The organism is Oceanospirillum beijerinckii DSM 7166, from assembly GCF_000422425.1.
Lineage (GTDB): Bacteria > Pseudomonadota > Gammaproteobacteria > Pseudomonadales > Halomonadaceae > Oceanospirillum > Oceanospirillum beijerinckii.
Genome location: NZ_KE383828.1, coordinates 160,812 through 186,712, shown reverse-complemented (window position 1 = coordinate 186,712; position 25,901 = coordinate 160,812). Strand labels below are relative to the sequence as shown.

The window sequence follows — 25,901 nt, the reverse complement described above, 5'->3', positions numbered from 1 at the left end:
GAAGGGATTAAATCCTGCTGCTCCATATAAGAATGCTACTGCCGTCTCCAGCAGTAGCATTAAGCAGCAAACCTGCAATCATGGGGTATTACATCAGACCTGCTTCTTTGTAGTACTTAGCAGCGCCTGGATGCAGAGGGGCAGACAGACCGTCTTTAACCATCTCTTCTTTTTTCAGGTTAGCAAACGCCGGATGCAGCTTTTTGAAGGTCGCGAAGTTTTCAAATACCGACTTAACAACGGTATAAACCACATCGTCAGGCACGTTGGCAGAGGTTACGAACGTTGCGCCCACACCAAAGGTCTTGGTGTCATTTGGAGTGCCGCGGTACATACCGCCAGGAATGGTCGCAGTACGATAGAAGTCATTAGCACTGACCAGGTTGTCTACAGTCTTACCGGATACTTCTACAATGACGCTATCACAGGAAGTGGTTGCTTCCTTGATGGAACCGCTTGGATGGCCAACGGTGTAAATCATCGCATCAATTTTGTTATCACACAGTGCTTTGGATTGCTCAGCAGCTTTCAGCTCGGAAGCCAGGCTGAAATCAGACTTGGACCAGCCCATCTCTGCCATTAGCACTTCCATGGTGCCACGCTGGCCTGAACCTGGGTTGCCGATATTAACCCGCTTACCTTTCAGGTCTTTAAAATTTTTGATGCCGGCGTCAGCACGCGCGACAACAGTGAAAGGTTCTGGGTGTACAGAGAATACCGCGCGCAGCTCTTTGAATGCCCCTTTATCCGCAAACTTACTGGTACCGTTATAGGCATGATACTGCCAGTCAGACTGAGCCACGCCCATCTCTAACTCACCAGCGCGAATGGTATTGATGTTGTATACAGAACCACCGGTACTTTCTACTGAACAGCGGATGCCGTGATCTTTTCGATCTTTGTTTACCAGGCGACAGATAGCACCACCCGTAGGGTAGTAAACACCGGTTACACCACCTGTACCAATAGAAATAAAGCGGGTGTCAGCGGCACTGGCAGCGGTTGCAATACCCGCGGATGCAGCAAATGCCATACCTGTCAGCAATTTCTTGGTAAATTTCATAAATGCTTCCTTTTTATTATGCTTCTTGGACAAATTAAGATCGTGCTCAGTTGAGCCAGTTTTAAAAATGTCTTTTTTAAGCTGGCTCATTACCGGCTATACACCGGTTATACTGCTTCAGTTTAGACCCATTCCAGTTGACATGAGTAAAATAGTAGTTTGATAGCGAGCTTTCTCCTACTGCAATAAAAGGTAGGTTTGCTGTAGGTGTTTTTCCATTAAGTCATTACAGCCCGAAAGACTGTAAGGCAGACTTGCTAGTTATAGAGTACGCTATCTATCAGATTTTGTGGAAAAATGTGAGTAAAATCAACCAAAAAGATACTATTTCAAAGTTTTTCCTCTTATGCCTTATCTTTTATAAGGCTAAAAGGCTGATATAGTTCAATGGATTAGCTTTTGATTAAGTTTTAATTCACATCACCCATAGAATATTATGGCTAAAAAAGTTAGAGGTGTATGAAAAATATGGCGTAGACTCATTTGTTGCTGAGAAAAAGTTTCATTTGGAATAAACGCCAGAGCTGGGAATGCTGCAGGACTTATGTTGAAGCTGTAGCGAAAAAAGTCAAATAAGTAGGAGAGCCTGTCTTGTTGCCGTTAAGCGCTTACTGCATTTGGACTGTAGGCACAGAATATGGAGAGGTGCTCTTGTAGTGTCCGTACAGCTGGCCGGACACTACGAGACTATCTTTGGTTTATTTTGCAGACTTACTTACTTTCAAGTTCTTTGATAAAGCGGTTGGATTCATTGATAGCGGTTTGCATATCACGAATCAGTACATCCACATCCTGGCGTATAGCATTCAGCTCACCTTTTAACGCACCGATAGCACGGGCATTCAAGTTGTGCTTCAGATATAGCACATTGTCGTTCAGTGCAACCAATACCGGTTCCATACGACGTTCAGCTTTGCGCATGGAGCTGATCAGGCTTTTGTAGCGGCGCTTGGTATCACGGAGTTGGCGTTCACTTTGGCGGCGCAGACTCGCATTGTTGTATTGTGTTAGTTCTTCCTGCCATTCTTCGAACAGAGCTTCAGCAACATCCTCAACACGATCAATATGCTTAGTCACTGACTCTGCGGCTGATTTACTGTCTTCATATTCACCTTCAAGGCGGTTATACATGCCTTCCAGCTCGCCACCGTCAAAGTTCACGACAGCTTTATACTGCTCTAACGCACTCTTGAACTGTTCCTGTGCTTCCTCCTGAGACTCTTTGGCGCTATCAACCCTGTCTACCAGAATATCTCTTTTATGAACACCAACCTGTTCCATTGCTGAGTAGTAGGCGCTTTGACAGCCTGTGAGAAAAGTCAGCAGTAAAATGCTTAAAAATAACTTTTTCAACATAATATCCTTGTAATCTTGTGGGAGCCTCTGCAGGGCCTTGAATTTTAAATGATTCTATCAAAGCCTGAGCCTGAACTAAAAGTCTGGCTTGGATTTTCCATGCCGATCATAAAGATCGGCAGGGCTGTGACTTTAAACTCATTGATCAAATCAAGCGTTATTTTACCACTTCTTCTTGCAACTTTAGTCCTGCCTGACAACACTGTGTAACAGGATGTTGCGCAAAGAGATGATAAATGATTGAACCTCGTTGTAAATACATTAGCCCTGATGGCTTACCTTGCACTGAATCGGCAGAATATGATGGTCGATGTTATTGGCATAACAGCGACCAGGTTAAGGATCGTACTGATTTGAAAGATAAATTAGAAACCAGGGCCAAAACAAACCTACCCATGCAGGGAGTCTCACTAAGAAGAACTGATCTGTCTGATATCAATTTGGTCAATCATGGTTGTAAGCAAGGTTATGACCTGAGTTACAGTGACTTTTATCGTGCCAATATGCAAAAGGCTCATTTGTTTAACGCCAATTTGCAGCATGCTTCACTTATGAAAGCTGATTTAAGAGGGGCGAATCTTCACTGTGCCAACTTGGAAGATGCCAATCTATTGGGGACAAGGCTCGAAGATGCCCGTCTGGATAATATCCAATGGGGGCACTATGTGCTTCAAGAGAAGATGGCTCATGCCAGTAAGGATCTTGCTGACAGGCAGGATTATCTTGAACAGGCAGAAGAGGTGTATCGGAACTTGCGCCGAGTGCTGGAGCATGAAGGGTTGTTTGAGCAGGCGGGGTATTTCTTCCGTCGTGAGATGGTGATGCGTCGTCTACAGATGCCTTATTACTCCATGTCGCGTTTTGTTTCGCGGACTGTAGATCTTTTTTGTGGTTATGGTGAAAGGCCGCTTAGGATTATATTTTTCTCGGTTTTTCTGATCCTGGCCTTTGCTGTAGCGTATTTTCTTAATGGGGTTAATGATGGTGGCAATCTGGTGAAGTTCAGTAGTGATCTTCCTGTCTTGCAAAATATCGAGAACTTCTTAAATGCGCTCTATTTTAGTGCGGTTACTTTTACCACTCTCGGCTTTGGTGATATCACTCCCAATGGCTGGAGCCGGTTGTTTGCCGGAGGAGAGGCTTTTATCGGCAGTTTTACGCTTGCCTTATTTGTTGTTGTTTTTGTTAAGAAAATGACACGTTAATAGGTAAAAGATAGGGTTATAACAGGTTGAAAGTTTTCTTATACCTGCTTAAATGGCAGCAGGTTTTCTGCTTCCTGGGCGTAGCGGAAGGTATGCTCGGCTTCTTCCTGCACAAACTGTTTTAGAGTATCCTGGAAGCCTTCTTCGGCTACCCAGTGATTAGAGCAGGTGATGATAGGCTTAAAACCCCGGCTTATTTTATGCTCGCCCTGAGTACCTGGATCAAAATGTTTAAGACCCTTCTCCAGGCAGAACTCAATGCCCTGATAATAACAGGCTTCAAAGTGCAAACAGTCGGCATCAACCACACTGCCCCAATAGCGACCGTATAGAGATTCTGCATCATGGAAAAACAGTGCTGCAGCCACTGGCCGCGTCACCATGTCATTTGATTCGGATGGTTCATCATGCGTATCTTGAATGGCTTCTGAGTCTGCTTGATTATCTCCAGGGTTGTGCTGATTACTGTTTGCCTCGGTGTGGGACCTGTTATGGCTCATGCTGCTGTGTTCGTTATTGGCATGGAAATGATGTTCTGCGATCACCAGCATCATCTGTTCTGGCATGGTGTCTAATAAATGCTGGAAAAAAGCCTTATTCAGGTAACCACGACGTCCCCGTTGCAGATAGGTGATATGGTAGCAGCGGTAGAAGTGATCCAACTGTACCTGGGTGATCTCAGTACCAGGAATACGTTGAAGTGTCAGGCTTTGTTGCCCGATCTTACGCCTTTCCTGGCGTACATTTTTGCGTTTTCTGGAGCTAAAGCTGCCTAGAAATTGCTCAAAATCCTGCCAATTATCACGATTAAACCAATGGAATTGGCAGTTCAAGCGAGTCAGTGTGCCGGTATTTTCCAGGCTTTGGTTTTCATCCTCAGATGGAAACAGTAGATGCCAGGAAGATGCTCCCAGTTGATTCGCTTGTTTCTTGATCTCTTTTAGTATCAGTGGAATGCAATCGTTTGGCTGTATACCTTTTCTTAGCAGGATTCGCTGTCCCTGGCTGGGCGTGTAGGGTACAGCGCTAACCAGTTTCGGATAATAGGCCAAACCATAGCGTTCATAGGCGTCGGCCCAAGCCCAATCAAAGACATATTCACCGTAAGAATGATTTTTCAGGTACAGAGGCATAAAGCCAGCCAGGCCTTGATCATCTTCCAGAACCAGATGCATAGGCTGCCAGCCGCTTTTTTCACTGGCCGCACCAGATAACTCCAAAGCCAGTAGGAACTCTCGTCGCATAAAGGGGTTGCCATCATGCTGAAGCTGTTGCCATTGTTCTATGGAAAGATCCTGAAGCTGGTTAATAAAACGAATTTTCATAACATCGGTCGCGCTTTGAAGATCAAGTGGGGGCATCAATCGAAGTTGGTGCGCTTAGTCTATTAAGGCCGAATGTTGATATTAACCGGCCTTACACATAGTAAAAACTGTTACGAAAACCAGGGAGATTTGGATCTGATGAGCCTCTTAGACTTTGACTAGATTTGGAATTTTAACTTCCAGGTGGTAGAGGAGCTGCGCCATACGCTGCTCAATCAGTTCTGGCTCCATCGCTTCAGGAGCGCCACCCCCCCAAATTGGTGCAGGCCAGGCTGAATCATCTGGCTGGCGTACTACGTGATGAATGTGCAGTTGGGGTACCATGTTACCTAAAGCCGCCACATTCATCTTATGGCCATCAAAAGCGACCATCAGAGCTTCGGCTAAAGCGCAGGATTCATTCATCAGTTGTTGACGATCGTCTGCTTCCAGTTGATATATCTCGGTAATACCGCCGATGCGTGGTATTAAAATAAACCAGGGAAAGCGGCGGTCATTCATCATACATAAACGGCATAACGGCAAATCGGCTACAGGAAAGGTGTCTTCTTCCAGGCGGGTATGTAATGTGAACATGATAACTCCTAAGACTGATGCAACGCTGGATCGGTTTTTATAATCGAGAAAATCTTACAAATACGGCTTCAGTTCTGGATGAATTCTAACCAATCCTGCAAAAGAAACTGTAGATCATCCAAGCCGCAGAGTGCTCTGCTCAGCTCATCATCCTCGTGTAGGCCTTCTTCCTGTAGCAGGTCATTAAATTGATCAGATTTCATATGCAATGCATTGGCGGTAACCTCTGCATCTTCAGGGGTTAGTAGTAGGGTGTACTCTTGGCCGACATAGGCTTTTTCATGATCAGCGCTATTTTTGAACTGCTTGATGTCGTCAATAAAGTTAAGGATTTTGTCGCTATCAGCTGCTAATTCGGTGTTTAGCCAGTGGCCGATCACCAGATGCTCCATAGAGAGCTCAACACTAAAAGCACCATCTTTATCGCGAATAAAATCGTATTCCATTTATGTATCACTTTATTGACTGATTGCAAGATCAAAACTGGGCGCATCATAAAACCGTTAGCCTGAAGTGGCAATTAATTCAGTTATGCTGAGCACTGAGAAGTAAGGTGTTTTGCAGAGAAAATGCCGGGGCAATGGTTGAAAGTTCTGCTTTTTGCACCAATATGACGCTTATCGTAGCATGATGTGCTGTGTAATGGTGCCTATACAGATCTTTGATTTGTCAGTATTTAAATAGTGTATAGCCTGTTTCGTTATTCCAATTGGTAGTCCTGAAATCATCAATTAGACTTTTTTCTGATTACAGGTGTGTGACGCCTTGCTCCCAAAGGTGAATCACTTCTGCAACTCAGAAGCAAGTCACAGCTAAACAGTGTGTGTCAGACAAAAAGTGAGTCGGACAAATAGAATCGCATTGTTGAGCCTGACTTGTTAATAACAACGAAACGGGACAACACAATGAAAAAAACGGTATCCCTGCTGGCAGGCGCAGCATTAAGCCTGGGTCTGGTGGCTAGCGCGAACGCAGCAACGCTGAAGATGGCATACGACGCTGACCCTGTGTCACTTGACCCACATGAGCAGCTGTCTGGTGGCACCCTGCAATTATCTCACATGACCTTTGACCCCCTGATTCGTTGGGACAAAAAATTGGGTTTTGAACCGCGTCTGGCGGAAAAGTGGGAGCGTGTTGATCCACTGACCATGCGTTTCCATCTGCGTAAAGGTGTTAAGTTCCACTCTGGTAACGACTTCACTGCGAAAGATGTCGTATTCACTTTCAACCGTCTGCGTAACTCTCCTGACTTTAAAGGCATCTTCGCCCCTTTTACCGAGCTGAAAGTGGTTGATGATCATACTATCGATCTGAAGACTGCTAAGCCATTCCCTCTGGTACTGAATAACGTAACTTACCTGTTCCCAATGGATAGTAAGTACTACTCAGGTAATGACGCGAATGGTGAGCCAAAAGACAAGCTGGTTAAACACGGTAACTCTTTTGCGTCCCGTCAGCTGTCTGGTACTGGTCCTTACACTGTGACTTACCGTCAGCAGGGTGTAAAAGTTGAGTTTACCCGTAACAGCAACTACTGGGATGTAAACTCTCCAGGTAACGTTGACAAGATTATCCTGACGCCGATTAAAGAAGCGCCAACCCGTGTTGCCGCTCTGCTGTCCGGTGACGTTGATTTTATCGCGCCTGTACCACCAACAGATCACAATCGTATTGCCAAAAAAGAAGGCATCGATCTGATCACCATGGGCGGTACCCGTATCATCACTTTCCAGATGAATCAGGAACGCGTTGAAGCCTTTAAAGACGCCCGTGTCCGTCAGGCAATCGCTTATGCGATCAACCAGAAGGGTATCGTTAAGAAAATCATGAAAGGTTTTGCAACGCCTGCGGCTCAAATGAGTCCTTGGGGTTACCTGGGTCATAACGAAGCGCTGATGCCTCGTTACGATCTGAAAAAAGCGAAACAGCTGATGAAAGAAGCCGGTTATGAAAACGGTTTCAGCATCACTATGATGGCGCCAAACAACCGTTACGTGAACGACGAGAAGATCGCGCAGGCTGTTGCTTCTATGCTGGCTAAGATCAACATCAAAGTTGATCTGAAGACGCTGCCTAAAGCCCAGTACTGGGGTGAGTTTGACGCTCGTGCAGCAGACATGATGATGATTGGCTGGCACGCAGATACCGAAGACTCCAACAACTTCTTCGAGTTCCTGACTGCATGTCCTGATACTGAAACAGGCCTGGGTCAATACAACAGCGGTAACTACTGTAGCCCTGAGGCTGACAAGCTGATGCATCAGGCTAATGCTGAAACTGATCCGAAGAAACGTGCTGCCATCATGCAGAAGATCGAAGAAATGCTGTACAACGATGCCGCATTTATTCCTCTGCACTGGCAGAACCTGGCATGGGGCGCTTCCAGCAAAGTTAAAGCTGAGCCTGTGCTGAACGTAATGAACTTCCCATACCTGGGTGACCTGGTTGTAGAAGACTAAGGTTAAGGGACAAGATTGAGCCCTATTATTGAAGATCGACTCTTATAAATCTTCAAAGTAGTGCTCTTTCTTCAACAGTCTGAATGCTGTTCAGTACTGTGCTTTTCGAACCGGTGGTTGGGTTAGGGCAATCACCGGTTTTGGAATCCGCCGGTATCTTCGGATACCGGTCTTCGCACTACAACAAAACTCCGATGCATGGAATGCACAGTGGTTAAGGCAGAACTACCATGATAGCTTTTTTTATAAAACGACTGGCTCAAGCTGTGTTGGTGATGTTTGTCATCAGTCTGATCAGCTTTTCCATTCAGGATAATTTAGGTGACCCACTACGAGAGATGGTGGGACAGTCAGTTTCTGAAGCTGAGCGTCAGGCTCTGAGAGATGAACTGGGCCTGAATGATCCGTTTTTAGTACAGTACGGCCGCTTTGTAAAAAATGCCCTGCAGGGGGATTTGGGCACTTCGTATTTCTTCAAAGAACCTGCGCTTGATGTGATTTTAGGCAAGCTGCCAGCGACTCTGGAACTGGTGTTTGGTGCATCATTAATCATTATTGGTTTGTCGGTGCCACTGGGGGTTTATTCCGCTATTAATCCTCAAAGCTTGTTTTCAAAAGCAGTCATGGGTATCAGTATTGTCGGTATCTCTGTGCCTGTATTCCTGACGGCCATTGGTTTGATCTATTTCTTCTCCATCGAACTGGGCTTAATGCCCTCCTATGGCCGTGGCGACACCGTTGAAATATTAGGACTGGAAACCAGTCTGTTAACCGCTGATGGTTGGTCGCACCTGGTGCTGCCGGCGGTATCTCTGGCATCTATTATGCTGCCTCTGTTTATCCGTCTGATCCGTGCCGAAATGATGGAAGTACTGCAGTCTGAGTATGTGAAGTTTGCCTGGGCTAAAGGTCTGATGACCCGCCGTATCTATTTCCTGCACGCTCTGAAAAATACCATGCTGCCGGTTATTACCGTCGGTGGTGTTCAGATCGGTACCATGGTGGCGTACACCATTTTGACCGAAACCGTATTCCAGTGGCCAGGGATGGGCTTCCTGTTTCTTGAAGCGGTAAACCGCGTAGACACTCCGCTGATCGTGGCCTACCTGATTGTAGTAGGTGCCATCTTTGTAATTACCAATACCATCGTAGACCTGATCTACGGTCTGGTGAACCCAACCGTAAAACTGGCTGGTAAGAAGTAATAGGCAGATAGAACAATGACAACACAAAATACGACTAGCGATCTGCCGGAAAAAGCGCCATCGGCGTGGCAGCGTTTTAAAGATACACACGTATGGCATAGCTTTGTTAAAGACCGTGTGGCACAGCTGAGCTTCACTATTTTTATGGGTTACGTGCTGATGGCGCTGTTTGCACCGGCCATCGCTCCGTTTGATCCTTATGATCCCACTCAGATCGATATTATGAACTCTGAGTTACCGCCAAGTTGGAATGAAGATGAGGGCGACCCTCAGTTCTGGCTAGGTACCGATGCCCAAGGTCGTGATTTATGGTCCACCATTCTGTATGGCACCCGTATCTCGCTGACCATAGGTATCTGCGCGGTGCTGTTGCAGGCAACCATAGGAATTATCATCGGTCTGATTGCCGGTTACCGTGGTGGCCGTGTGGATAGCATTCTGATGCGTTTTGCTGATGTTCAGCTGTCGTTCTCAACCATGATGGTGGCGATTGTTGTCTTGGCGGTCTTCCAGGCCAGTTTTGGCACCGAACTCTATCAGGAGCTGGCCATGATAATGCTGGTTCTGGTAATCGGTATCGCAGAGTGGCCGCAGTATGCCCGTACCATTCGTGCATCGGTACTGGCCGAGAAAAAGAAAGAGTATGTGGATGCGGCACGTGTGATGGGCCTGGGCCAAGTGCGCATTATGTTCCGTCATATTCTGCCCAATACCCTGTCACCGATTCTGGTTATCTCTACGGTACAGGTGGCTAACGCCATTATCTCAGAGGCATCTCTGTCCTTCCTGGGCCTGGGCATGCCGGTATCTCAGCCATCCCTGGGGTCTCTGATCTCCAGCGGCTTTGAGTATATCTTCTCTGGAGCCTGGTGGATCACTGTGATTCCAGGTGTCGTACTGGTTGTGCTGGTTCTGGTGATGAACCTGCTGGGTGACTGGTTACGTGATGTATTAAATCCAAAACTGTACAAGGGGTAAGTTATGGCATTGTTAGAAGTTAAAAGCCTTGAAGTCAGTTTTGGTCTGCGCAGCGGCGCGGTTAAAGCCCTGCGCAATATCAGCTTTACTTTGGAGCGCGGCGAGCGTCTGGGTCTGGTAGGGGAGTCCGGTGCCGGTAAATCCGTATTGGGTTTCTCCATTCTGAACCTGATCTCTAAGCCGGGGCGCATTTCCGGTGGTGAGATCTGGTTCGACGGCAAGAACCTGGCGGATCTATCGGCAAAAGAGCTGAGAGATGTGCGTGGTAATCGTATCTCTATGATCTTCCAGGACCCTATGATGACTCTGAATCCTGTTCTGACTATTGGTCAGCAGATGATTGAGTGTTTGAAAGCGCACCGAAAGATCAGTAATGACGCCGCCCGTACCATCGCGATTCAGAAACTGAAACAGGTCTATATTCCGTCGCCGGAAACCCGTATCGATCAGTATCCTCACGAACTGTCCGGCGGCATGCGTCAACGTATCGTTATCGCCATCGGTCTGCTGATGGACCCGGATATTATTATTGCCGATGAGCCGACCACCGCACTGGATGTCACCATTCAGGCAGAGATTATGGAGCTGATGGTTGAGCTGTGTGATCGCAACAACGTGGCTTTGATTCTGATCACCCACGATCTGGGTGTGGTCTCTCAGGTAACGCAGAAAGCGATCGTGATGTACGCGGGTCGTATTATCGAGCAGGGACCAACCAAAGAGATCATCAACGATGCTCAGCACCCTTATACTCAGGGTCTGATGAATGCTCTGCCACAGATGGCGATTCCGGGCCAGCGCCTGAATCAGATTCGTGGTGCGATGCCACCGCTGCAAAACATCCCGACGGGCTGTGCCTTTAACCCGCGTTGTGACTATGTGATGGATGAATGTACCAAGCAACTGCCGGGCTATACCGTATCCGGTAACTGCCAGGTGGCCTGTCATATGGTGGCGAATTTGAAAAAAGCTGAACAGACGTCGGATGAGGTGTAAGTGATGAGCGTACAAGAACAGCAGCAGGCGTCTGAACAAGACCAGACTCAAGAGCAAGCTCAGGCCCAGTCTCGAACAGAAAATAAACCTGAATCTCTGGTTCAGATCCGTGATCTGTATAAAAAATTCAATATCTCCGGTGACTTTCTTGATCAGCTGAAGTTTCAAGGCGGCAAGATCGTTCGTGAGCAAGAGTTTGTTCATGCCATCAACGGTGTAAATCTGGATGTACACAAAGGTGAAGCCCTGTGTGTGGTGGGAGAGTCCGGTTGTGGTAAATCCACCGTCGCCCGAACCGTAATGGGGCTGCTGAATCCAAGCCGGGGTTCCATCAGCTACCGGGGTGAGCGGATCGATAATCTGGACGATAAGGCACTGATGCCGTATCGCAAAAAGATGCAGATGATCTTCCAGAACCCCTATGCGTCATTAAACCCGCGTATGACCATCGGCCAGACCCTGATGGAGCCGGTTAAACTGCACAACCCAACCTGGTCAGCTCTGGAGATTCGTGACAAGGTTCACGAGGTGATGTTCTCAGTGGGTATTGATCCAAGCTGGGGTGAGCGCTTTGCCCACGAATTCTCCGGTGGTCAGCGTCAGCGTATCAGTATCGCTCGTGCTTTAGCGGTAGACCCTGAGTTTATCGTCGCCGATGAGCCGATCTCGGCACTGGATGTATCCATTCAGGCGCAGGTATTGAACCTGATGATGGATGCTCAGGAAAAACGTAACCTGACCTATCTGTTTATTACCCACGATCTGGCGGTAGTAGAGCACTTTGGCACCCGTGTAGCGGTGATGTACTTGGGTTCCCTGTGTGAGCTGGCGCCGACGAAGGCGCTGTTTGCCAAGCCACGTCACCCGTACACTCAGGCATTGTTATCGGCGATTCCGCGCCTGGAAGATGATCGCCCGTCACACATTAAGCTGCAGGGTGAAGTACCGACGCCGGTGAATCTGCCGTCAGGCTGTGTCTTTCACGGCCGTTGCCCCTATGTAAATGATCGCTGCAAGAAAGAGATTCCTCAGCTGATTGCCACAGATGATGGTGGGCAGGTCGCTTGTCACGCAGTAGAAGAGGGTCGACTGTAAATGCCACTTTCTGTGCCAGGTATTCGAATTAGCTCGGGCTTTGACTCGGGCAATATTGAGGTGCTGGATCTGTCCAGCCCTCATGATATTCAACTCAGTATTCGCAAAGACAATCAGTCTGATTTTTTCCAGTGGTTCCACTTTCGGGTTCAAGGGGCTGCGGGTGAAGAGCTGACTATGCGTCTGGTGAATGCGGATCAGGCGGCTTATGTGGATGGCTGGCCGGACTACCGTGCTGTGGCATCTTACGACCGTCAGTACTGGTTCCGTGTACCGACCAGCTTTGAGCAGGGTGAATTGGTGATTAACCATACTCCTGAGCAAAACAGCGTCTACCTCGCCTATTTTGCCCCGTATAGCTTTGAACAGCACCTGGATCTGATCGCTTTTGCTCAGCAATCCCCGCTGTGTGACGTGTTTGATCTGGGCCAGACTCTTGATGGTCGTGATCTAAACCTGCTAAAGATCAGTAAAGCTGATCAAGATAAAGCAGGGAAGGTTAGCACAGAGAAGACTGGTTCTGAGAAGAGCGATTCAGATAAAGGTAAGACGAAGAAAAACATCTGGATTACGGCGCGTCAGCACCCCGGCGAAAGTATGGCGGAATGGTGTGCCGAAGGCTTTATCGAGCGTCTGTTAGATACTGAAGATGCTCTGGCTCAGAGTCTGCTGGAACAAGCAGATTTCTATATTGTTCCTAATATGAATCCTGATGGTTCGGTACGAGGACACCTGAGAACCAACGCCTGCGGCGCTAACCTGAACCGTGAGTGGGAAGCGCCAACCATGGAGCGCAGCCCAGAGGTTTATCTGGTGCGTCAGGCGATGTCCGAAACCGGTGTTGATCTGTATCTGGATCTGCACGGTGATGAAGCGCTGCCCTGTAACTTTATCGCCGGTCAGGAAGGGGCTCCCCATCTGTCGAACGAGATTTTCCAGCAGGAAGAATGCTTTAAGCAGGATCTGGCACAGATTAACCCTGACTTCCAGCTGGAACGGGGTTATCCGCCGGGTAAGTTCGGTCCTGAAACTTATACGATTGCTGCTTTCTGGGTTGGCAGAGAGTTTAACTGCCCTTCAATGACTCTGGAAATGCCATTTAAGGACTACGACCAGCGCCCCGATGAACAGTGTGGCTGGTCACCAGAGCGTTCCATCAAGCTGGGCGAGTCTCTGTTTTATCCACTCAGCCAGTGGTTAAAAGCCTGATGTTGTAACTAGTCTGACTTGGTGACTAAAACAGCTTTTAAATCAAGGACAACGTGATAGCTAAATAATTGATAGGCCGACCGTTTTTTACGGTTCGGCCTACTATAATAAAAACGTTAAAGTGAAGAAAAAGCTTTAACCAAGTAGCCCTTTAATTTTTTTGGCAAAATGAGCTGAGAATATTTAAGCGGCAACCTTAATGTTTTTCCCCTGAATCCGAGAGCACACTATGGAAGTAAGATGGCTGGATGATTTTATCGCCCTGGCGAAAACCCGGCACTTTTCCCGTGCAGCTGATGAACGTAATGTTACCCAACCCACTTTAAGCCGCCGCATCAAGCTGTTGGAAGAGGAGATGGGTACGACACTGATTGACCGTAATAGTCTGCCACTATCGTTGACCCCCGCTGGCGAGGTTTTCCTGGCAGGTGCGGAGCAGATGTCCCGTATCGCCCGTGAAACCAAGGTGCGTTGTGGCGAGATCCGGGAGCAGGAAAGTAATCGGCTCACGTTTGCTACTACGCAAACTCTCTATCTGACACTCTATCGCTCCCTGATGTTACCGTTTTGTGAGCGCCATCAGTTACCAATCGATCTGAATTTAAAGTCGACCTCATGGGTTGGGGCTGATTTTGTTGGGGCTTTGGCTCAGGGCGAGTGTGACCTGGTGCTATGTTTCTGGCATCCGACCATGACCGTTGCCCGTGAACTGGATGATGAGCGCTTTGAAAGCCTGGTGATCGCTGAAGAAAAGCTGATTCCTGTTACCGCTAATGATGAAGATGGCCGCCCACTATACGTGCTGCCCGGCCTTAAAACTCAGCCTTTACCGTATATTGGTTACTACGAAAACTCGTTTATGCGGGCTGTGTTGGATCACTTTCTGCAGAAACAACCTGAACCACCTCAGCTGGTCACCATGAATGAAAATGTGCACTCAGTCAGTGTAAAAGCCATGATTAAAGAGGGCTTTGGTTTTGGCTGGGTGCCCCAACGTTTGGTGAAAAGCAGTCTGGAGCATGGCAGCTTAAGTATCGCCGGTAGTGATGACTGGCAGGTGCCGCTGCAGATACGGCTGTATCGTAACCGACAGAATACGCATCCGAATTTACGTCAGCTGTGGAATCAGCTTGAAGAAGCGATTAATAACAACACCTTTGGGGCGTAAGTGCTGTTTTATGACATCAGTGTTTTAACCTTACCTGACAAACTAAAACCGCACTTGACAAGTAAGCGCCATATAAAAAACATCCCCGTAGAACGATAAGAGGGCAGGGACTGAAATGATCTCAGCGTTTTTCCAACACCTGGAACAGACTCAACAGCGCACAGTGTCGCTGATTACTCAGCAAGGCTACGATCAACTGCTGATCGGTTCTGGCAGCCTGCATGGTCACTTTTTAGACGATACCCGTTATCCGTTTCGTCCGAACCCACACTTTGTACTGTGGGTGCCTTTCCTGGCAGAACACCCGGATTGCTGGTTACTGGTACGTAATGGTCAAAAGCCAGTACTGTTCTATTACACACCGACGGATTTCTGGCATCTGACCCCCGAACTGCCAAGTGACGAGTGGACAAAAGCGTTTGAACTGGTGGCTTATGATGACTTTGCCGCCGTCGAAAGCCAGTTGAAAGGTCATAACACGGCTGTCATTAATGAACAGCTGGTCACCATAACCGCCTCTGATAATACGGCTATTAACCAGAACCCTCAGGCGCTGATTACTGCACTGAATTTCCACCGTGCCGTTAAAACCGAGTGGGAGCAACACTGCCTGCGTGAAGCGAATTATCTGGCGGTGAAAGGCCATGCTGCGGCAGAAGCCGCCTTCCTGGCGGGTAAGAGCGAATATGAGATCAATCAGATCTACTTCAGTGCCATCGCTCATAACGAGCGTGATATGCCATACGACAATATCATAGGTCTGAACGAGCATGCGGCTGTATTGCATTATCAGTTTCAGCAACGCACTGTGCCGGATCAACACAGAACCCTGCTGATTGATGCCGGTGCCCGTTTTAACAGCTACGCCGCTGATATCACCCGGACCTTTACTCCAGAAGGTAGCTTGTTTGCCGACTTAGTTCGTGGCCTGGACGACCTGCAACAGCAACTGTGCAATCAGATCAGTGCCGGTAGTAACTTTATCGCCCTGCATGAACAGATGCACCTGATGATCGCTGACCTGCTGAATCGCTTTGGTATTATCACTGCCAACCCAGAGATTCAACTGGAGCAGGGCATAACCCGCACTTTCTATCCCCATGGCCTGGGCCACCTATTAGGCCTGCAAGTGCATGATGTTGGCGGTTGGCAGCAGGATGAAGCAGGCACGCTGCTAAACCCACCGGAAGAACACCCATTCCTGCGTTTGACCCGTACTCTGGAAGAGGGTCATGTGATCACTATCGAACCGGGTGTTTACTTTATTCCGCAGCTGTTAAAAGAGCTGAAAAACAGCCCATCCAGCGAACACGTCAACTGGGCTATGGTTGAGCAACTGCTGCCATACGGTGGCATCCGTATTGAAGATAATATCTGTGTGCAGAAGGATGGCAGTGAAAACTACACAAGGGATGGCTTTGCTAAGCTCTGATCTCTAACCCTGAGTTCAACACTGTAAGTACTACGAAAAGCCGACATCATGTCGGCTTTTTCTGTATCTATCAGGCTATGCTCACGTCAAAAGATAACTTCAGTTCAAGAGTGGTATGGCTGTGAAAGGTCATTTTTTGTAAAACAACACCTTCATTACTTGTTCCCCGTCTGTCAAAAGGTTAAAAGTAGGGCGGTGAAAGACTTATGGTTAACTCTGAATTATGAAAAATAACAAGCTGTTATCTTTAATCGCTACAGTTGGTGTATCTGCATTAGTTGTAGGTTGTAGCGTGGCCCCTCCAAGCGGTAAGAAAGAATATATCGCATTTTGGGAGGGGAATACTCAGGGTGCAGAATTAGAGTACTTTGCCAAGGCTGCATTGAATCAGCATGGTCAGGATCTGCTAAAAGCGGTGCCTGATGATATCGAAACCTACTGCCCCAATTACTACCGTAGTACCTATGAGCAGCGTTTAGACTTCTGGGCGGGTTTTATCTCCAGCCTGTCTCATTTTGAAAGCTCCCATCAAAACCATGTCTGGTATCAGGAGCGTTTTAATGATGTTCAGGGTAACCCTGTAATTAGTCGGGGCTTGCTGCAGATCTCAATTGAGAGTGGTAACGGCTATGGCTGCGGCTTAACGGATCAGCAGCAGTTGCATGATCCCAAGACGAATATCTCCTGCGGTGTACGTATTCTGAATCGTTGGGTAGGACAGGAAGATAAAGTGGTTTCAGGTCGTGGTGGATGGTGGGTATTTGGGAGCTCGTGGAAAGGTGCTGCCAGATATTGGAGCCCATTTCGTGACCCTAATAAGCGCAATCGCATCGCTTCAGCCACCAGAGACCTCCCATATTGTAAGAGCTGATCCACATCCTGATCTTTAGTTAAAGAGAGGCCATTGCTTATGCTGAAGGGTTTACACTCAATGGCATCGTATTCAGATAAACAGGCAAGCTTCGTTTTATAATGTCAAAACCGAGATAACAATAATAAGGTTTGACCATGATTGATTGGCTTCAACTGGGTGTAGTGTGCATATTCTTTGCTGCTATGCTGGTGATTGGCTTTTTAAGCTCTCGCAAACAGAAGACAGCCGCTGATTTCTTTGTCGGTGGGCGTAAGTTTGGCTTATTAACCGTAACGGCGACTCAGATAGCATCGGCATTTGGTGGCGGTATGATGGTTGCCCATGTAGGTATTGGCTACCAGTGGGGGTTTTCTGAGTTTGTCTATATCGGATTGATTGTGCCGGCCGGGGTGCTACTTCTGGCTTGGCTTGCCGCAGGTTGGTTACGGCAGCAAAGTTTTTATACCACCAGTGACTGGATGTGCGCTCAATACGGTGAGTCAAGACTGTTGCGGGCCACCACATCGATTGTAGCTTCACTGGTTACCTTTGGTTGGTGGGTCTCTCAGCCTATTGCAACAGGTAAGGTTTTAAATGTTCTAACAGGAGTTCCTTTAGAGTGGGGAATTATTCTTGCGGCCGTCATTGTGGTCATCTATACCATGACCGGTGGTATTATTGCGGTGGCCTATACCGATGTGGCACAGCTGGGTTTAATGATTTTTGCCCTGTTTGTTATGTTACCCATTGTGGTAACTGCAGCAGGTGGTTTAGATACAATCTTTGCCACTGTACCAGAAGAGAATCTGACTTTATTTGCCGCGGGTGAAGATGTGATTTGGGGTTGGGTGATGGCGGTCTTACCGGGGCAGATGGTTTTGCAGATCTACCATCAGCGTATTTACTCAGCTAAAAGTGTCAAAGTTGCCAAGCAGGGTCTGTATAACCTGGCATTTTCCTGCATTCTTGCTGGGATATGGGCTTCGCTACTGGGAATGGCCGTATTTACTCTGAATCCTGATCTGCCGGATCAAGAGCAGGCTATGATGTGGGCCATTATGGCGTTCCTGCCCCAGTGGATGGCATTATTGGTTTTGGCGGCAGTGGCTGCTGCAATTGTATCAACCGCTGACTCAGCTCTGCATAGTGCCGCTGCCAGTATTACCCGTGACTTCTATCAGGTATTGTTTAAACCCAACGCCAGTGATGAAAATGTACTTCGATTTTCTAAAATCTGTATTGTCATTTTGGGGGTATTAGGGGTTGTCATTGGTCTTTACGTACCTGTAGTGTTTAAAGTATTAGTGATGGGGTACACACTAACATCGGCAGGTTTACTGTTCCCCTTGTTTTTGGGCCGAATTTGGTCTGGTGCTACTGGTATAGGTGCTCTCTGCGGTATGTTGGCGGGCGTCTTCTCTGTATTACTCTTTTCCTTTTTTCCTGCTCTGGAAAACTTGTTACCACCCATCGCAGCGGGTTTAATCGCTTCTTTTGCGGTGATGGTTACTGTTAGTCTGATAAAACCTCTGAAATTAACGCCATCAGCTCAAGTTGATTAATAAAGTCTGATGTTTTATCGACATAATACGGTGTACTGTTGTCGTAATTAAAATGTCATCCACGATGGTGATCGTGCTTTATTTGAAGGGGCTGTACAAAAACCGCGTTGTTCAGCCAAGAGTGATGGATATTTATGAGTTGTACCCCAGTACCTAAGAACCCCCTTAAAACGAGCTTGGTCGTTATTTTTTCTGCTGCACTAATGATATCGGCCTGTTCTCAACAGCAGGTTTTACCTGAGAAGCGACCTTCAGCTGGTTTACCGGATTATCGACAAACCGATTTTCAACGCTATATAGCAGATAATAAACGGTGGTTAAGGGAGAACCGCCATTATTTAAGCGATGATCTGGAATTGGAAATTGCAATTAACAGCCCATTTGAACTTAAACCTGAGCACCCTAATGGTAAAGCTGTCTTATTAGTGCACGGATTAAGTGATTCACCTTATTCCTTTATTGATATCGGGCAGGAGCTGGTTGAACAGGGCTATCTGGTGCGTACCTTGTTATTACCTGGTCATGGCAGCAAAGCTGCAGATTTAATGTTGCCTGTACTCGATGACTGGACAGGGATTGTTAAGCATCATACTCAATTGCTGAATCGAAGTTATGATGAAGTCTGGTTAGGTGGTTACTCAACTGGTGCTAATTTGGTGACCATTGAAGCCATTGAAAATCCGCAGGTTGCTGGCTTGTTACTCTTTTCTCCTGCATTCAAGCCTGAAAGCGGTTTGGTTCGTTTGGCACCAATAATCAGTTATTTCATAGATTGGGCGGATGAAGATCCGGAAGAGAATATTGCTAAATATGAGTCTCTGCCAATGAATGGGGCTGCGGTGTACTATCAGACGTCCACTCTGGTGCGAGATAAACTGAAGCACCGGTCTGTCGATATACCGGTGTTTATGGCCATCAGTGAAGGAGACAGTGTAATCGATACGAAGGCGGCGCTGGAGCTGTATCAAAAAAGTTTTAAACACGCTAACAATCAACTGGTTTGGTTTGGTGAATATCGACCCAATGTCCAGGGGCTAAATCAATTCACAATGCGTTTACCAGAGCATAGAGTTAGCACAGGTTCTCATATGAGTCCGCTGTATAAGCCTGATAATGCTCATTATGGCAAAATGGGGTGGTTTAGAATGTGCTCTAATGGCCAGGATGAGGTGCAAGAGTTGCTCTGTCGTGAAGGGGCAGAGGTTTGGTTCTCCGGTTGGGGCTACCGGGAAGAAGGGAAAACCCATGCCCGTTTGAGTTGGAACCCTTATTTTAAAGAGACCATGGCTGTTATGCGGAAGGTACTGTGATTGTTAATAGATTCTTTTGATCTATCAAGGCCAATAGGCAACTGTGGCCTGATACAAAGGGATCACCTTCCTGCCCGGATATTGGATATTCGCTTGTCAGGACGTTTTGGGGTAACGGAGACGCCTCAGAAGCGGTATCAGTCGTGATAAAAATGCTTTTGAGCGCATGGAGTGAGAGAAGCAGTTGGCTGTAGTCAATCATGATAATGGCCATTCTGTTTCGCTATTAGAGCGGCATCAATGTTTCTGTGAATCATCAAAGTCTTCCAGGATTCTACGCTGATGGAAGCCTTCTTTGTAGTGGCGTGTATCTTCCTCCAGTAAAGCAACTTTTTCTCTCAGTTTAAGAAAACTTGCTTTAACCATGGCTACATCCTCCAGTATATGGGGGATTTGATCCGCTAGAAACTCGGCATCATCGAGGTTGCGCTCAGTTTGCCAGCGTCGAAGGGTTTCTAATAATTCTGGTGAGGTTGCTGATTTATATTTTGTCATTCACTTGCCAAAATGGGGTTGTCTTTGGTGCATCAAAATAGTACATGCACATATACTTTATATGGTCTATGAGGGATAAGACTGATTTTATGCCCTGATTTATGCCTGATTGACTTATGTCACTAATTTATCTGTTTAGATGACTAGAATATGCGCTCTGCAACAGTTTGTTACAAATCCTGCTGTAAGCGTAAATGCTTGGTTGTCTGGCAATGACATAAGCCGAGTGTTGATAACAATACCCCTGTTTCGATATGTCCATAAGATGGACTATCCTTAATGCTCAAGCTTACAGGAAAACAATAAAAACCGCACAAGGAACGGTAGCATGAAAACTAATCTCCCAGTGACAGGGTGCGAGCGTCGTTTTGCCGAGGGTGTGCCCCTTGTATCAACCACAAATTTAAAAGGCCATATCACCTACGTGAATGATGCTTTTGTCGAGATATCCGGTTTCACCCGGGAAGAGCTAATGGGCCAACCTCATAATATTGTTCGTCATCCCGATGTCCCTCCAGCTGCTTTTGCGGATATGTGGGGTACACTTAGCCAAGGAAAACCATGGATGGGTGTGGTGAAAAACCGATCCAAAAATGGTGACCACTATTGGGTTAATGCTTTTGTAACACCTATTGTTGAAAACAGTCAGGTGGTGGGTTACCAGTCTGTCAGGATTCAGCCTAAGGAGAGCCAGGTCGAGCGGGCGGAGTCTATTTATCACCGTATTAACAGCGGTAAAAAACGATATAATCGCTATGATCTCCCGGTGAGTAGAATTTTACCGGTATTAATTCCTTCTTTTGCTCTTTTGCCCGCCGTGCTTTCGTATTTCTTTGAACTGAATAATGGCGCATTTTTAGCTGTGGCATTGGGTAGTGGTTTAACTGCAGCGCTTCTGTCTTTATGGTTGATGAGTCCTTTGAGGATGGCATTGAACAAGCTAACTCGTGAGAGTCAAAATGACCTGTTAGCGGAAATGTATACTGGTTCTGCAAATGAGGTAGGGCATCTGATGCATACGACCCATATGCGCGAGGCTAATGAGAAAGCAATTCAGGCTCGTATAGAATATGCTGCCAGGGAGCTGAACGAACTGGCGGATGAAAATCAGAAGATTGCTGAGCAGGCAGCCGCCGCCGTTAATCAACAAGGCATTGAAGTACAACATATTTCGGCTGCTATTGAGCAGATGGTTGCTGCGATTGATGAAGTGGCGACTCAAGCACGTAATACCTCTGATGCAACCCAGCATGCATTGATTCATGCACAACAGGGCAAGACAGTTGTTGCCGATAGCTCGGAAGCTATTTTTAAGCTCTCAAGCCAGGTTAATCAGGCCGCTAATCAAGTTGAGCAGCTCCGCCAGGCCAGTCAAAGTATCAATCGCACTGTTGATTTAATTAATGATATTGCTGCACAGACCAATCTATTAGCTCTGAACGCGGCGATTGAAGCCGCTCGAGCGGGTGAGCAGGGACGGGGGTTTGCAGTGGTAGCAGATGAAGTACGCTCTTTGGCGGAACGAACGCAGGATTCTACTGGCCAGATCCAGGAGACCTTGGGGCGCTTAGCCAGAGAAACTGATCAGGTTCTGGCGGTAATGAGCGCCAGTAAATATAAGGCAGACAAGAGTGTAGAGCAGGCAGAGTTAGCGGGAGAAACACTGGTGCATATTGCACATCAGATGGAAAGGATCAGTGGTATGAGCCAGACAATCGCGAATGCAGTAATAGGGGAAAGCAAGGCTGCAGAAAATATCCACAATAATTTGTCCGCTGTGAATGCTGCAACAGAAGTTGCGATGGTAGCCGCAGAGCAAACAAAAAAAGCTTCTTCCAAGCTTATTCACAATGTAAAAATAATCATGCAGAGCATTACACACTGATCAGTATGATGAAATAAGTGCTAAGCACGTCAGCACGTCAGCACGCCAGCACGCCAGCACGCCAGCACGCAATATTTCTAACCTCTCCGGCCAGAGACCGGAGAGGATAAGAGTATAAGTATCGAAAAACGGTTGTTATAACTCGTACCTGTTTGTGAACGGCAGGATTAGTGCAATTAAGGCAATACGCCTAATGTTTCTCTTCTTGATTTGCTCATGGGTTTTGCTGTGGTTTTATCATCGATGGAATGACGTCAGCTTCTTTCCAGTGTGAACTATACTGAATAGAATGCGCTGGTGGAGTGACAGCTTATGTGGCGTTCGATGATGTGCTTTATCCTACTGTGGATGGTATCTGTGCGTTGTGTTTTAGCAGATGACAGTGCTCATGATGTCATGCGTAATACATGGCGGGTAGCTTTGATTGACCGTTTCTATCCCTCTGTAAACCACACAACTGATAACAGTAGCCACCATAGAGTTTTGCATGGCTTATTAGATTTGGACAATGATGAGCTTCCTGAGCCTTATTATCATGGCGACCTGGTGCAAATGATAGCCAGTGACCCTCGCTTAATTTTTATTCAATACCCTATCTTTGATAACCGTCCGCCATTAAAGGAGATCTTGTCCCGTTTGGTACAGATCCGGGGCAGTTTGGCTCGTTTTCCGATTGATGCCTTGTTATTGTCATGGGAGTCTTCAACACTGGTAAGTGCCTTTGAAAAACCTTTAAAGCCGGAAAACGTAAAGCTATATAAGTCTTTGGTTAGGGAGTGGGGAGAAGCGGACTCTATCTGGTATGCAACATCGCAAATCATTCTGCAGTTAGAGTGGTTGTCTCAACAGGGGGTGGCTGTCTTTACAATTGCTGGTAATGGTGGTTCGGGCATGGTTAATACTTTTTCTTTTGCCGAAGGTGTGACTACTGTAGGGGCAAGTGAGCCTGAGTTGAGACATTTTGTGGCTAATAACGCATTTGTCGACCTGAAAGCTCCAGCGGCTTATCAACCCAGGCGTATGGATAGCCGGGATGGTATTGCAATGGGTTACGATATAAATGGCGATAACTGCATTGATATTCCTTTGAACCAGTTGAGCAGTTTTGATGCTTTTGAGCACAGAAGTTTTTCGTCGCGCCCTTGGCCGATTTTAAAAGGCTCATCGTTTGCAGCGCCTGCAGCATTGAAAGCTCACCTGCTGGGCGGTACAGTAACTGAGTGTTTGTAAGTTACAGATGTTTCCAGCAGTAAAAATTTAGAGGGTATAGCGGGGCAGCAGTACTTTACTGGCTAAGGGGTAGCCTCGGCAGGCTTATCTGTGGCAAAAGAGTTGATTTCTTCAGGCGTTAGATGACGCCATTGCCCCTTTGCAATATCCAATGAGATGGCTCCAATCTTTTCTCGATGCAATGACAGAACACGATTACCGATAGCCGCGAACATGCGTTTAACCTGATGATATTTGCCTTCAGTAATAGTCAGTAAGACTTCCTTCTCATTGATCGCTTCCAGCTGAGCGGGTCTGGTTAATGCTTTTTCTCCCTGGAGTTGAAGGCCTTGCTCAAATCGTAGGGCTGCATCGGGGGCAATCGGATCTCGTAAGCCAACTCGGTACACCTTCTTGCACTTCATTTGCGGACGAATAATATCAAATGACCAACGGCCATCATCGGTGATTAATACGAGCCCCGTTGTATCGGCATCAAGGCGTCCTACTACGTGCATATCTTCTGCTCGATCAAGATCCAGATAGTTAAAGAGAGAAGGATAGGCTTCATTGATATTTGAGCAAATCGTAGCAGGAGGCTTATGTAGCATCACATAGCGTGAGGCGCGCGGTGTCAATACTATGCCATGGAGTGTTATCAGGTTGTCTTCGTGGGCTTGCGTCGACTCCGTTGTCACTGGCTCACCATTGACACAGACAGCCCCTTGTAAAATCTTTCTAGTGGCTTCTGGTCGAGATAGATCAGTGCTTTTGCAAAGAAATTTATCGAGACGCATTGGGTAACTAAATGCTCAATAATGGATTACAGGATCGGTTTACAACGAATTGCTTAAATCGCTGCTCAAATTTCCACCGCGCAGTAAGTATACTGCGCGGATTATACACAGCAAAACAGAAGTACTTGAGATATTCTGCCTTGCAGGCCGGAAAATATCCCGTTTCCGACCTCAAGATTCACTTCGCTGCCTATTTACTCGTTTAATACGCAGCCATCAAACTAGTGAGTTCCAGATATTTCACCCAGTCCCCTTCGCGAATTTTCTGGCCCGGTTCCATTACCACCAAGGCATCCGCCCATTGGCAGGAGGTTAGGACTCCTGAGTTCTGATTTGGGAACAGCTCAACCCGTGTGGCTTGATTTGGTTGGTCGCCAGGGCGGGATGGTATTCTACGTACCCGCAAATATTCACGACGAATACCCGCTTCAGCGTTAAACTCTGCCTCTGCATACCGATAAGGAATATTTTGCAGTGTTTTGCAACCTTGCAGCTTAGCCAGTGCAGGGCGCACAACCACTAACGAGGTCAAAAAAGCGGATACCGGGTTACCTGGCAGACCAACAAAGTAGGCACCACCCTCAGATTGAGTCTTTCTAATGGAACCGAAAGCCAGTGGTTTGCCGGGTTTCATGGCCATACGCCACAAATTCAGTGCTCCCAGAGCTTCTACTGCGGGCTTCACATGATCTTCTTCGCCAACAGATACGCCACCGCTGGTGACTACCAGATCCGCTTGTTCAGCAACTCGGGCCAGGGTGCTTTTGGTTTCTTCCAAGGTGTCCTGGATAATACCCGCATCAATCACTTCACAACCCAGATTTTTAAACAGGTTAATCAGTAGATAGCGGTTGGAGTTATAGATCTGGCCCGGCTGCAGGGGGAGACCAGGCTCTACCAGCTCATTACCGGTGCTCAAGAGAGCGACAACCGGTTTTCGATACACCACAACTTCAGGCAGGCCTATGGAGGCGATCAGTCCCAGGCTGATGGGATCAAGGCGGGTGCCTGTTTCAAGTAATAGCTTGCCTTGGTTAATATCCTGGCCTTTTTTGCGGATATTTTCGCCAGGACGAGTATCTTTCGGAAACTCTGCTTTATCATCGACCAGAGTTACTTTTTCCTGCATAACGACAGCATCTGCACCTTCAGGCGTTTCTGCACCGGTAAAAATACGGGCACAGGTGCCGGGTTGAAGCGGCTGAGGCCTATCGCCTGCAGCGATACGTTGGCTAACCCCTAATGGGCCATTTGCCAGGTCTGCAACACGAATGGCATAGCCATCCATAGAGCTATTATCTGCAGGAGGTACATCAACACCGGCTACGACAGGCTCGGCCAGGACATAACCCATCGCGTTGGATAAAGGGCGGATTTCAGTGGTCACTGGTTGAATGGACTCACAGATCTGTTTGATGGCTTCATCGACCGGCATTAAGCCTGGTTGCGCACAGGCATCGTGTTTGGCGTTATGCGACATAGTTATCCTGTTGAAAATCTGATCGTTTTGGTTGGCTAATGGTAGCGGGGAGTGCTCTTAGGTACAACGTTCTTGGGTTCGGGTCTTTTGGGGCAGGCTGACTCGGGTTGAGCCCTCTTGGAAAAGCATAGAGGCCAACCAGTGATGCCGCTCCCGATAAGTTTCTTGATATCAGAGTCGGTTGGATAAGCGAAGCACCATCCGACATTGACTCCGGTATCCGATGATTATCGGAAGGCG

22 protein-coding genes are annotated in these 25,901 nt (G+C 47.2%); 14 read left to right on the top strand and 8 right to left on the bottom strand.

Translation table 11 applies throughout. The annotated features are described in order from the left end of the window. Window positions 1-88: 88 nt before the first annotated feature. Both H579_RS0119510 and H579_RS0119505 read right to left on the bottom strand, forming a co-directional pair. Window positions 89-1,063 carry a TAXI family TRAP transporter solute-binding subunit gene (locus tag H579_RS0119510; protein WP_028302050.1) on the bottom strand — a complete coding sequence of 325 codons (975 nt, stop codon included), beginning with the start codon at window positions 1,061-1,063 and terminating at the stop codon, window positions 89-91. A gap of 711 nt (window positions 1,064-1,774) precedes the next feature. Next, entirely contained in the window at window positions 1,775-2,419 is a 645-nt protein-coding gene (locus tag H579_RS0119505) for a DUF2959 domain-containing protein (protein ID WP_211224759.1), read from the bottom strand. 236 nt (window positions 2,420-2,655) lie between these two features. Between H579_RS0119505 and H579_RS0119500 the strand changes: the two genes are divergently transcribed. Then, window positions 2,656-3,624, top strand: coding sequence for an ion channel (locus tag H579_RS0119500; protein ID WP_028302048.1), 969 nt, complete (start codon window positions 2,656-2,658; stop codon window positions 3,622-3,624). 38 nt (window positions 3,625-3,662) lie between these two features. Here the strand turns inward: H579_RS0119500 and H579_RS0119495 are convergent, their stop codons facing one another. The 3 genes from H579_RS0119495 to H579_RS0119485 form a co-directional block, all read right to left on the bottom strand. After that, complete coding sequence (locus H579_RS0119495; RefSeq protein WP_028302047.1) at window positions 3,663-4,949, bottom strand: GNAT family N-acetyltransferase; 1,287 nt, start codon at window positions 4,947-4,949, stop codon at window positions 3,663-3,665. 147 nt (window positions 4,950-5,096) lie between these two features. Beyond that, on the bottom strand, window positions 5,097-5,525 hold the full coding sequence (locus tag H579_RS26705) for an HIT domain-containing protein (protein ID WP_036566861.1): 429 nt from the start codon (window positions 5,523-5,525) through the stop codon (window positions 5,097-5,099). A gap of 68 nt (window positions 5,526-5,593) precedes the next feature. Further along, window positions 5,594-5,971: a YacL family protein gene (locus H579_RS0119485; protein WP_028302046.1), complete on the bottom strand. Its 378-nt coding sequence runs from the start codon at window positions 5,969-5,971 to the stop codon at window positions 5,594-5,596. 459 nt (window positions 5,972-6,430) lie between these two features. Between H579_RS0119485 and H579_RS0119480 the strand changes: the two genes are divergently transcribed. The 11 genes from H579_RS0119480 to H579_RS0119430 all read left to right on the top strand — a co-directional run bounded on the left by H579_RS0119480 (window position 6,431) and on the right by H579_RS0119430 (window position 19,795). Next, window positions 6,431-7,987 (top strand): ABC transporter substrate-binding protein, encoded by a 1,557-nt coding sequence (locus tag H579_RS0119480; protein WP_028302045.1) that lies wholly within the window; start codon window positions 6,431-6,433, stop codon window positions 7,985-7,987. 230 nt (window positions 7,988-8,217) lie between these two features. Beyond that, complete coding sequence (locus H579_RS0119475) at window positions 8,218-9,192, top strand: ABC transporter permease (RefSeq protein WP_028302044.1); 975 nt, start codon at window positions 8,218-8,220, stop codon at window positions 9,190-9,192. A gap of 15 nt (window positions 9,193-9,207) precedes the next feature. Next, on the top strand, window positions 9,208-10,170 hold the full coding sequence (locus H579_RS0119470; protein ID WP_028302043.1) for an ABC transporter permease: 963 nt from the start codon (window positions 9,208-9,210) through the stop codon (window positions 10,168-10,170). 3 nt (window positions 10,171-10,173) lie between these two features. Then, window positions 10,174-11,166 carry an ABC transporter ATP-binding protein gene (locus H579_RS0119465; protein WP_028302042.1) on the top strand — a complete coding sequence of 331 codons (993 nt, stop codon included), beginning with the start codon at window positions 10,174-10,176 and terminating at the stop codon, window positions 11,164-11,166. A gap of 3 nt (window positions 11,167-11,169) precedes the next feature. Further along, complete coding sequence (locus tag H579_RS0119460) at window positions 11,170-12,261, top strand: ABC transporter ATP-binding protein (RefSeq protein WP_084624243.1); 1,092 nt, start codon at window positions 11,170-11,172, stop codon at window positions 12,259-12,261. Then, window positions 12,262-13,470 (top strand): M14 family metallopeptidase, encoded by a 1,209-nt coding sequence (locus H579_RS0119455; protein WP_036566858.1) that lies wholly within the window; start codon window positions 12,262-12,264, stop codon window positions 13,468-13,470. It begins immediately after the preceding gene. Between the two features lie 229 nt (window positions 13,471-13,699). Beyond that, window positions 13,700-14,638 carry a LysR family transcriptional regulator gene (locus tag H579_RS0119450; protein ID WP_028302039.1) on the top strand — a complete coding sequence of 313 codons (939 nt, stop codon included), beginning with the start codon at window positions 13,700-13,702 and terminating at the stop codon, window positions 14,636-14,638. 115 nt (window positions 14,639-14,753) lie between these two features. Further along, window positions 14,754-16,070 carry a Xaa-Pro dipeptidase gene (gene pepQ, locus H579_RS0119445; protein ID WP_028302038.1) on the top strand — a complete coding sequence of 439 codons (1,317 nt, stop codon included), beginning with the start codon at window positions 14,754-14,756 and terminating at the stop codon, window positions 16,068-16,070. A 223-nt stretch (window positions 16,071-16,293) separates the two neighbouring features. Continuing rightward, complete coding sequence (locus H579_RS26700; protein ID WP_051227967.1) at window positions 16,294-16,941, top strand: hypothetical protein; 648 nt, start codon at window positions 16,294-16,296, stop codon at window positions 16,939-16,941. A 137-nt stretch (window positions 16,942-17,078) separates the two neighbouring features. Beyond that, entirely contained in the window at window positions 17,079-18,485 is a 1,407-nt protein-coding gene (locus H579_RS0119435) for a sodium:solute symporter family protein (protein WP_028302037.1), read from the top strand. A gap of 134 nt (window positions 18,486-18,619) precedes the next feature. Further along, the gene (locus H579_RS0119430; RefSeq protein WP_028302036.1) at window positions 18,620-19,795 is read left to right on the top strand and encodes an alpha/beta hydrolase; all 1,176 of its coding nucleotides are present in this window, start codon (window positions 18,620-18,622) and stop codon (window positions 19,793-19,795) included. Between the two features lie 237 nt (window positions 19,796-20,032). Here the strand turns inward: H579_RS0119430 and H579_RS0119420 are convergent, their stop codons facing one another. Next, window positions 20,033-20,290 carry a hypothetical protein gene (locus H579_RS0119420; RefSeq protein WP_028302034.1) on the bottom strand — a complete coding sequence of 86 codons (258 nt, stop codon included), beginning with the start codon at window positions 20,288-20,290 and terminating at the stop codon, window positions 20,033-20,035. A 328-nt stretch (window positions 20,291-20,618) separates the two neighbouring features. Here H579_RS0119420 and H579_RS0119415 point away from each other — a divergent pair, with 328 nt between their 5' ends. After that, window positions 20,619-22,175 (top strand): methyl-accepting chemotaxis protein, encoded by a 1,557-nt coding sequence (locus H579_RS0119415; RefSeq protein ID WP_028302033.1) that lies wholly within the window; start codon window positions 20,619-20,621, stop codon window positions 22,173-22,175. A 312-nt stretch (window positions 22,176-22,487) separates the two neighbouring features. Further along, window positions 22,488-23,405 carry a S8/S53 family peptidase gene (locus H579_RS0119410; RefSeq protein ID WP_051227964.1) on the top strand — a complete coding sequence of 306 codons (918 nt, stop codon included), beginning with the start codon at window positions 22,488-22,490 and terminating at the stop codon, window positions 23,403-23,405. Between the two features lie 62 nt (window positions 23,406-23,467). Here H579_RS0119410 and H579_RS0119405 read toward each other — a convergent pair whose 3' ends face one another. Further along, complete coding sequence (locus H579_RS0119405) at window positions 23,468-24,181, bottom strand: pseudouridine synthase (protein ID WP_028302031.1); 714 nt, start codon at window positions 24,179-24,181, stop codon at window positions 23,468-23,470. 202 nt (window positions 24,182-24,383) lie between these two features. Next, a complete protein-coding gene (locus H579_RS0119400; RefSeq protein ID WP_036566843.1) occupies window positions 24,384-25,661 on the bottom strand; it encodes a molybdopterin molybdotransferase MoeA in 1,278 nt (425 codons plus the stop codon). Window positions 25,662-25,901 lie beyond the last annotated feature (240 nt).

Excerpts from the sequence above, each read along its gene's own strand:
- H579_RS0119450 (WP_028302039.1), top strand. The coding sequence starts at position 13,700 with ATGGAAGTAAGATGGCTGGATGATTTTATCGCCCTGGCGAAAACCCGG.
- pepQ (WP_028302038.1), top strand. The coding sequence starts at position 14,754 with ATGATCTCAGCGTTTTTCCAACACCTGGAACAGACTCAACAGCGCACA.
- H579_RS0119470 (WP_028302043.1), top strand. The coding sequence starts at position 9,208 with ATGACAACACAAAATACGACTAGCGATCTGCCGGAAAAAGCGCCATCG.
- H579_RS0119400 (WP_036566843.1), bottom strand. The coding sequence starts at position 25,661 with ATGTCGCATAACGCCAAACACGATGCCTGTGCGCAACCAGGCTTAATG.
- H579_RS0119480 (WP_028302045.1), top strand. The coding sequence starts at position 6,431 with ATGAAAAAAACGGTATCCCTGCTGGCAGGCGCAGCATTAAGCCTGGGT.
- H579_RS0119435 (WP_028302037.1), top strand. The coding sequence starts at position 17,079 with ATGATTGATTGGCTTCAACTGGGTGTAGTGTGCATATTCTTTGCTGCT.
- H579_RS0119430 (WP_028302036.1), top strand. The coding sequence starts at position 18,620 with ATGAGTTGTACCCCAGTACCTAAGAACCCCCTTAAAACGAGCTTGGTC.
- H579_RS0119475 (WP_028302044.1), top strand. The coding sequence starts at position 8,218 with ATGATAGCTTTTTTTATAAAACGACTGGCTCAAGCTGTGTTGGTGATG.
- H579_RS0119455 (WP_036566858.1), top strand. The coding sequence starts at position 12,262 with ATGCCACTTTCTGTGCCAGGTATTCGAATTAGCTCGGGCTTTGACTCG.
- H579_RS0119420 (WP_028302034.1), bottom strand. The coding sequence starts at position 20,290 with ATGACAAAATATAAATCAGCAACCTCACCAGAATTATTAGAAACCCTT.
- H579_RS0119405 (WP_028302031.1), bottom strand. The coding sequence starts at position 24,181 with ATGCGTCTCGATAAATTTCTTTGCAAAAGCACTGATCTATCTCGACCA.
- H579_RS26700 (WP_051227967.1), top strand. The coding sequence starts at position 16,294 with ATGAAAAATAACAAGCTGTTATCTTTAATCGCTACAGTTGGTGTATCT.
- H579_RS0119510 (WP_028302050.1), bottom strand. The coding sequence starts at position 1,063 with ATGAAATTTACCAAGAAATTGCTGACAGGTATGGCATTTGCTGCATCC.
- H579_RS0119485 (WP_028302046.1), bottom strand. The coding sequence starts at position 5,971 with ATGGAATACGATTTTATTCGCGATAAAGATGGTGCTTTTAGTGTTGAG.
- H579_RS0119505 (WP_211224759.1), bottom strand. The coding sequence starts at position 2,419 with ATGTTGAAAAAGTTATTTTTAAGCATTTTACTGCTGACTTTTCTCACA.
- H579_RS0119415 (WP_028302033.1), top strand. The coding sequence starts at position 20,619 with ATGAAAACTAATCTCCCAGTGACAGGGTGCGAGCGTCGTTTTGCCGAG.
- H579_RS0119495 (WP_028302047.1), bottom strand. The coding sequence starts at position 4,949 with ATGAAAATTCGTTTTATTAACCAGCTTCAGGATCTTTCCATAGAACAA.
- H579_RS0119500 (WP_028302048.1), top strand. The coding sequence starts at position 2,656 with ATGATTGAACCTCGTTGTAAATACATTAGCCCTGATGGCTTACCTTGC.
- H579_RS26705 (WP_036566861.1), bottom strand. The coding sequence starts at position 5,525 with ATGTTCACATTACATACCCGCCTGGAAGAAGACACCTTTCCTGTAGCC.
- H579_RS0119410 (WP_051227964.1), top strand. The coding sequence starts at position 22,488 with ATGTGGCGTTCGATGATGTGCTTTATCCTACTGTGGATGGTATCTGTG.
- H579_RS0119465 (WP_028302042.1), top strand. The coding sequence starts at position 10,174 with ATGGCATTGTTAGAAGTTAAAAGCCTTGAAGTCAGTTTTGGTCTGCGC.
- H579_RS0119460 (WP_084624243.1), top strand. The coding sequence starts at position 11,170 with ATGAGCGTACAAGAACAGCAGCAGGCGTCTGAACAAGACCAGACTCAA.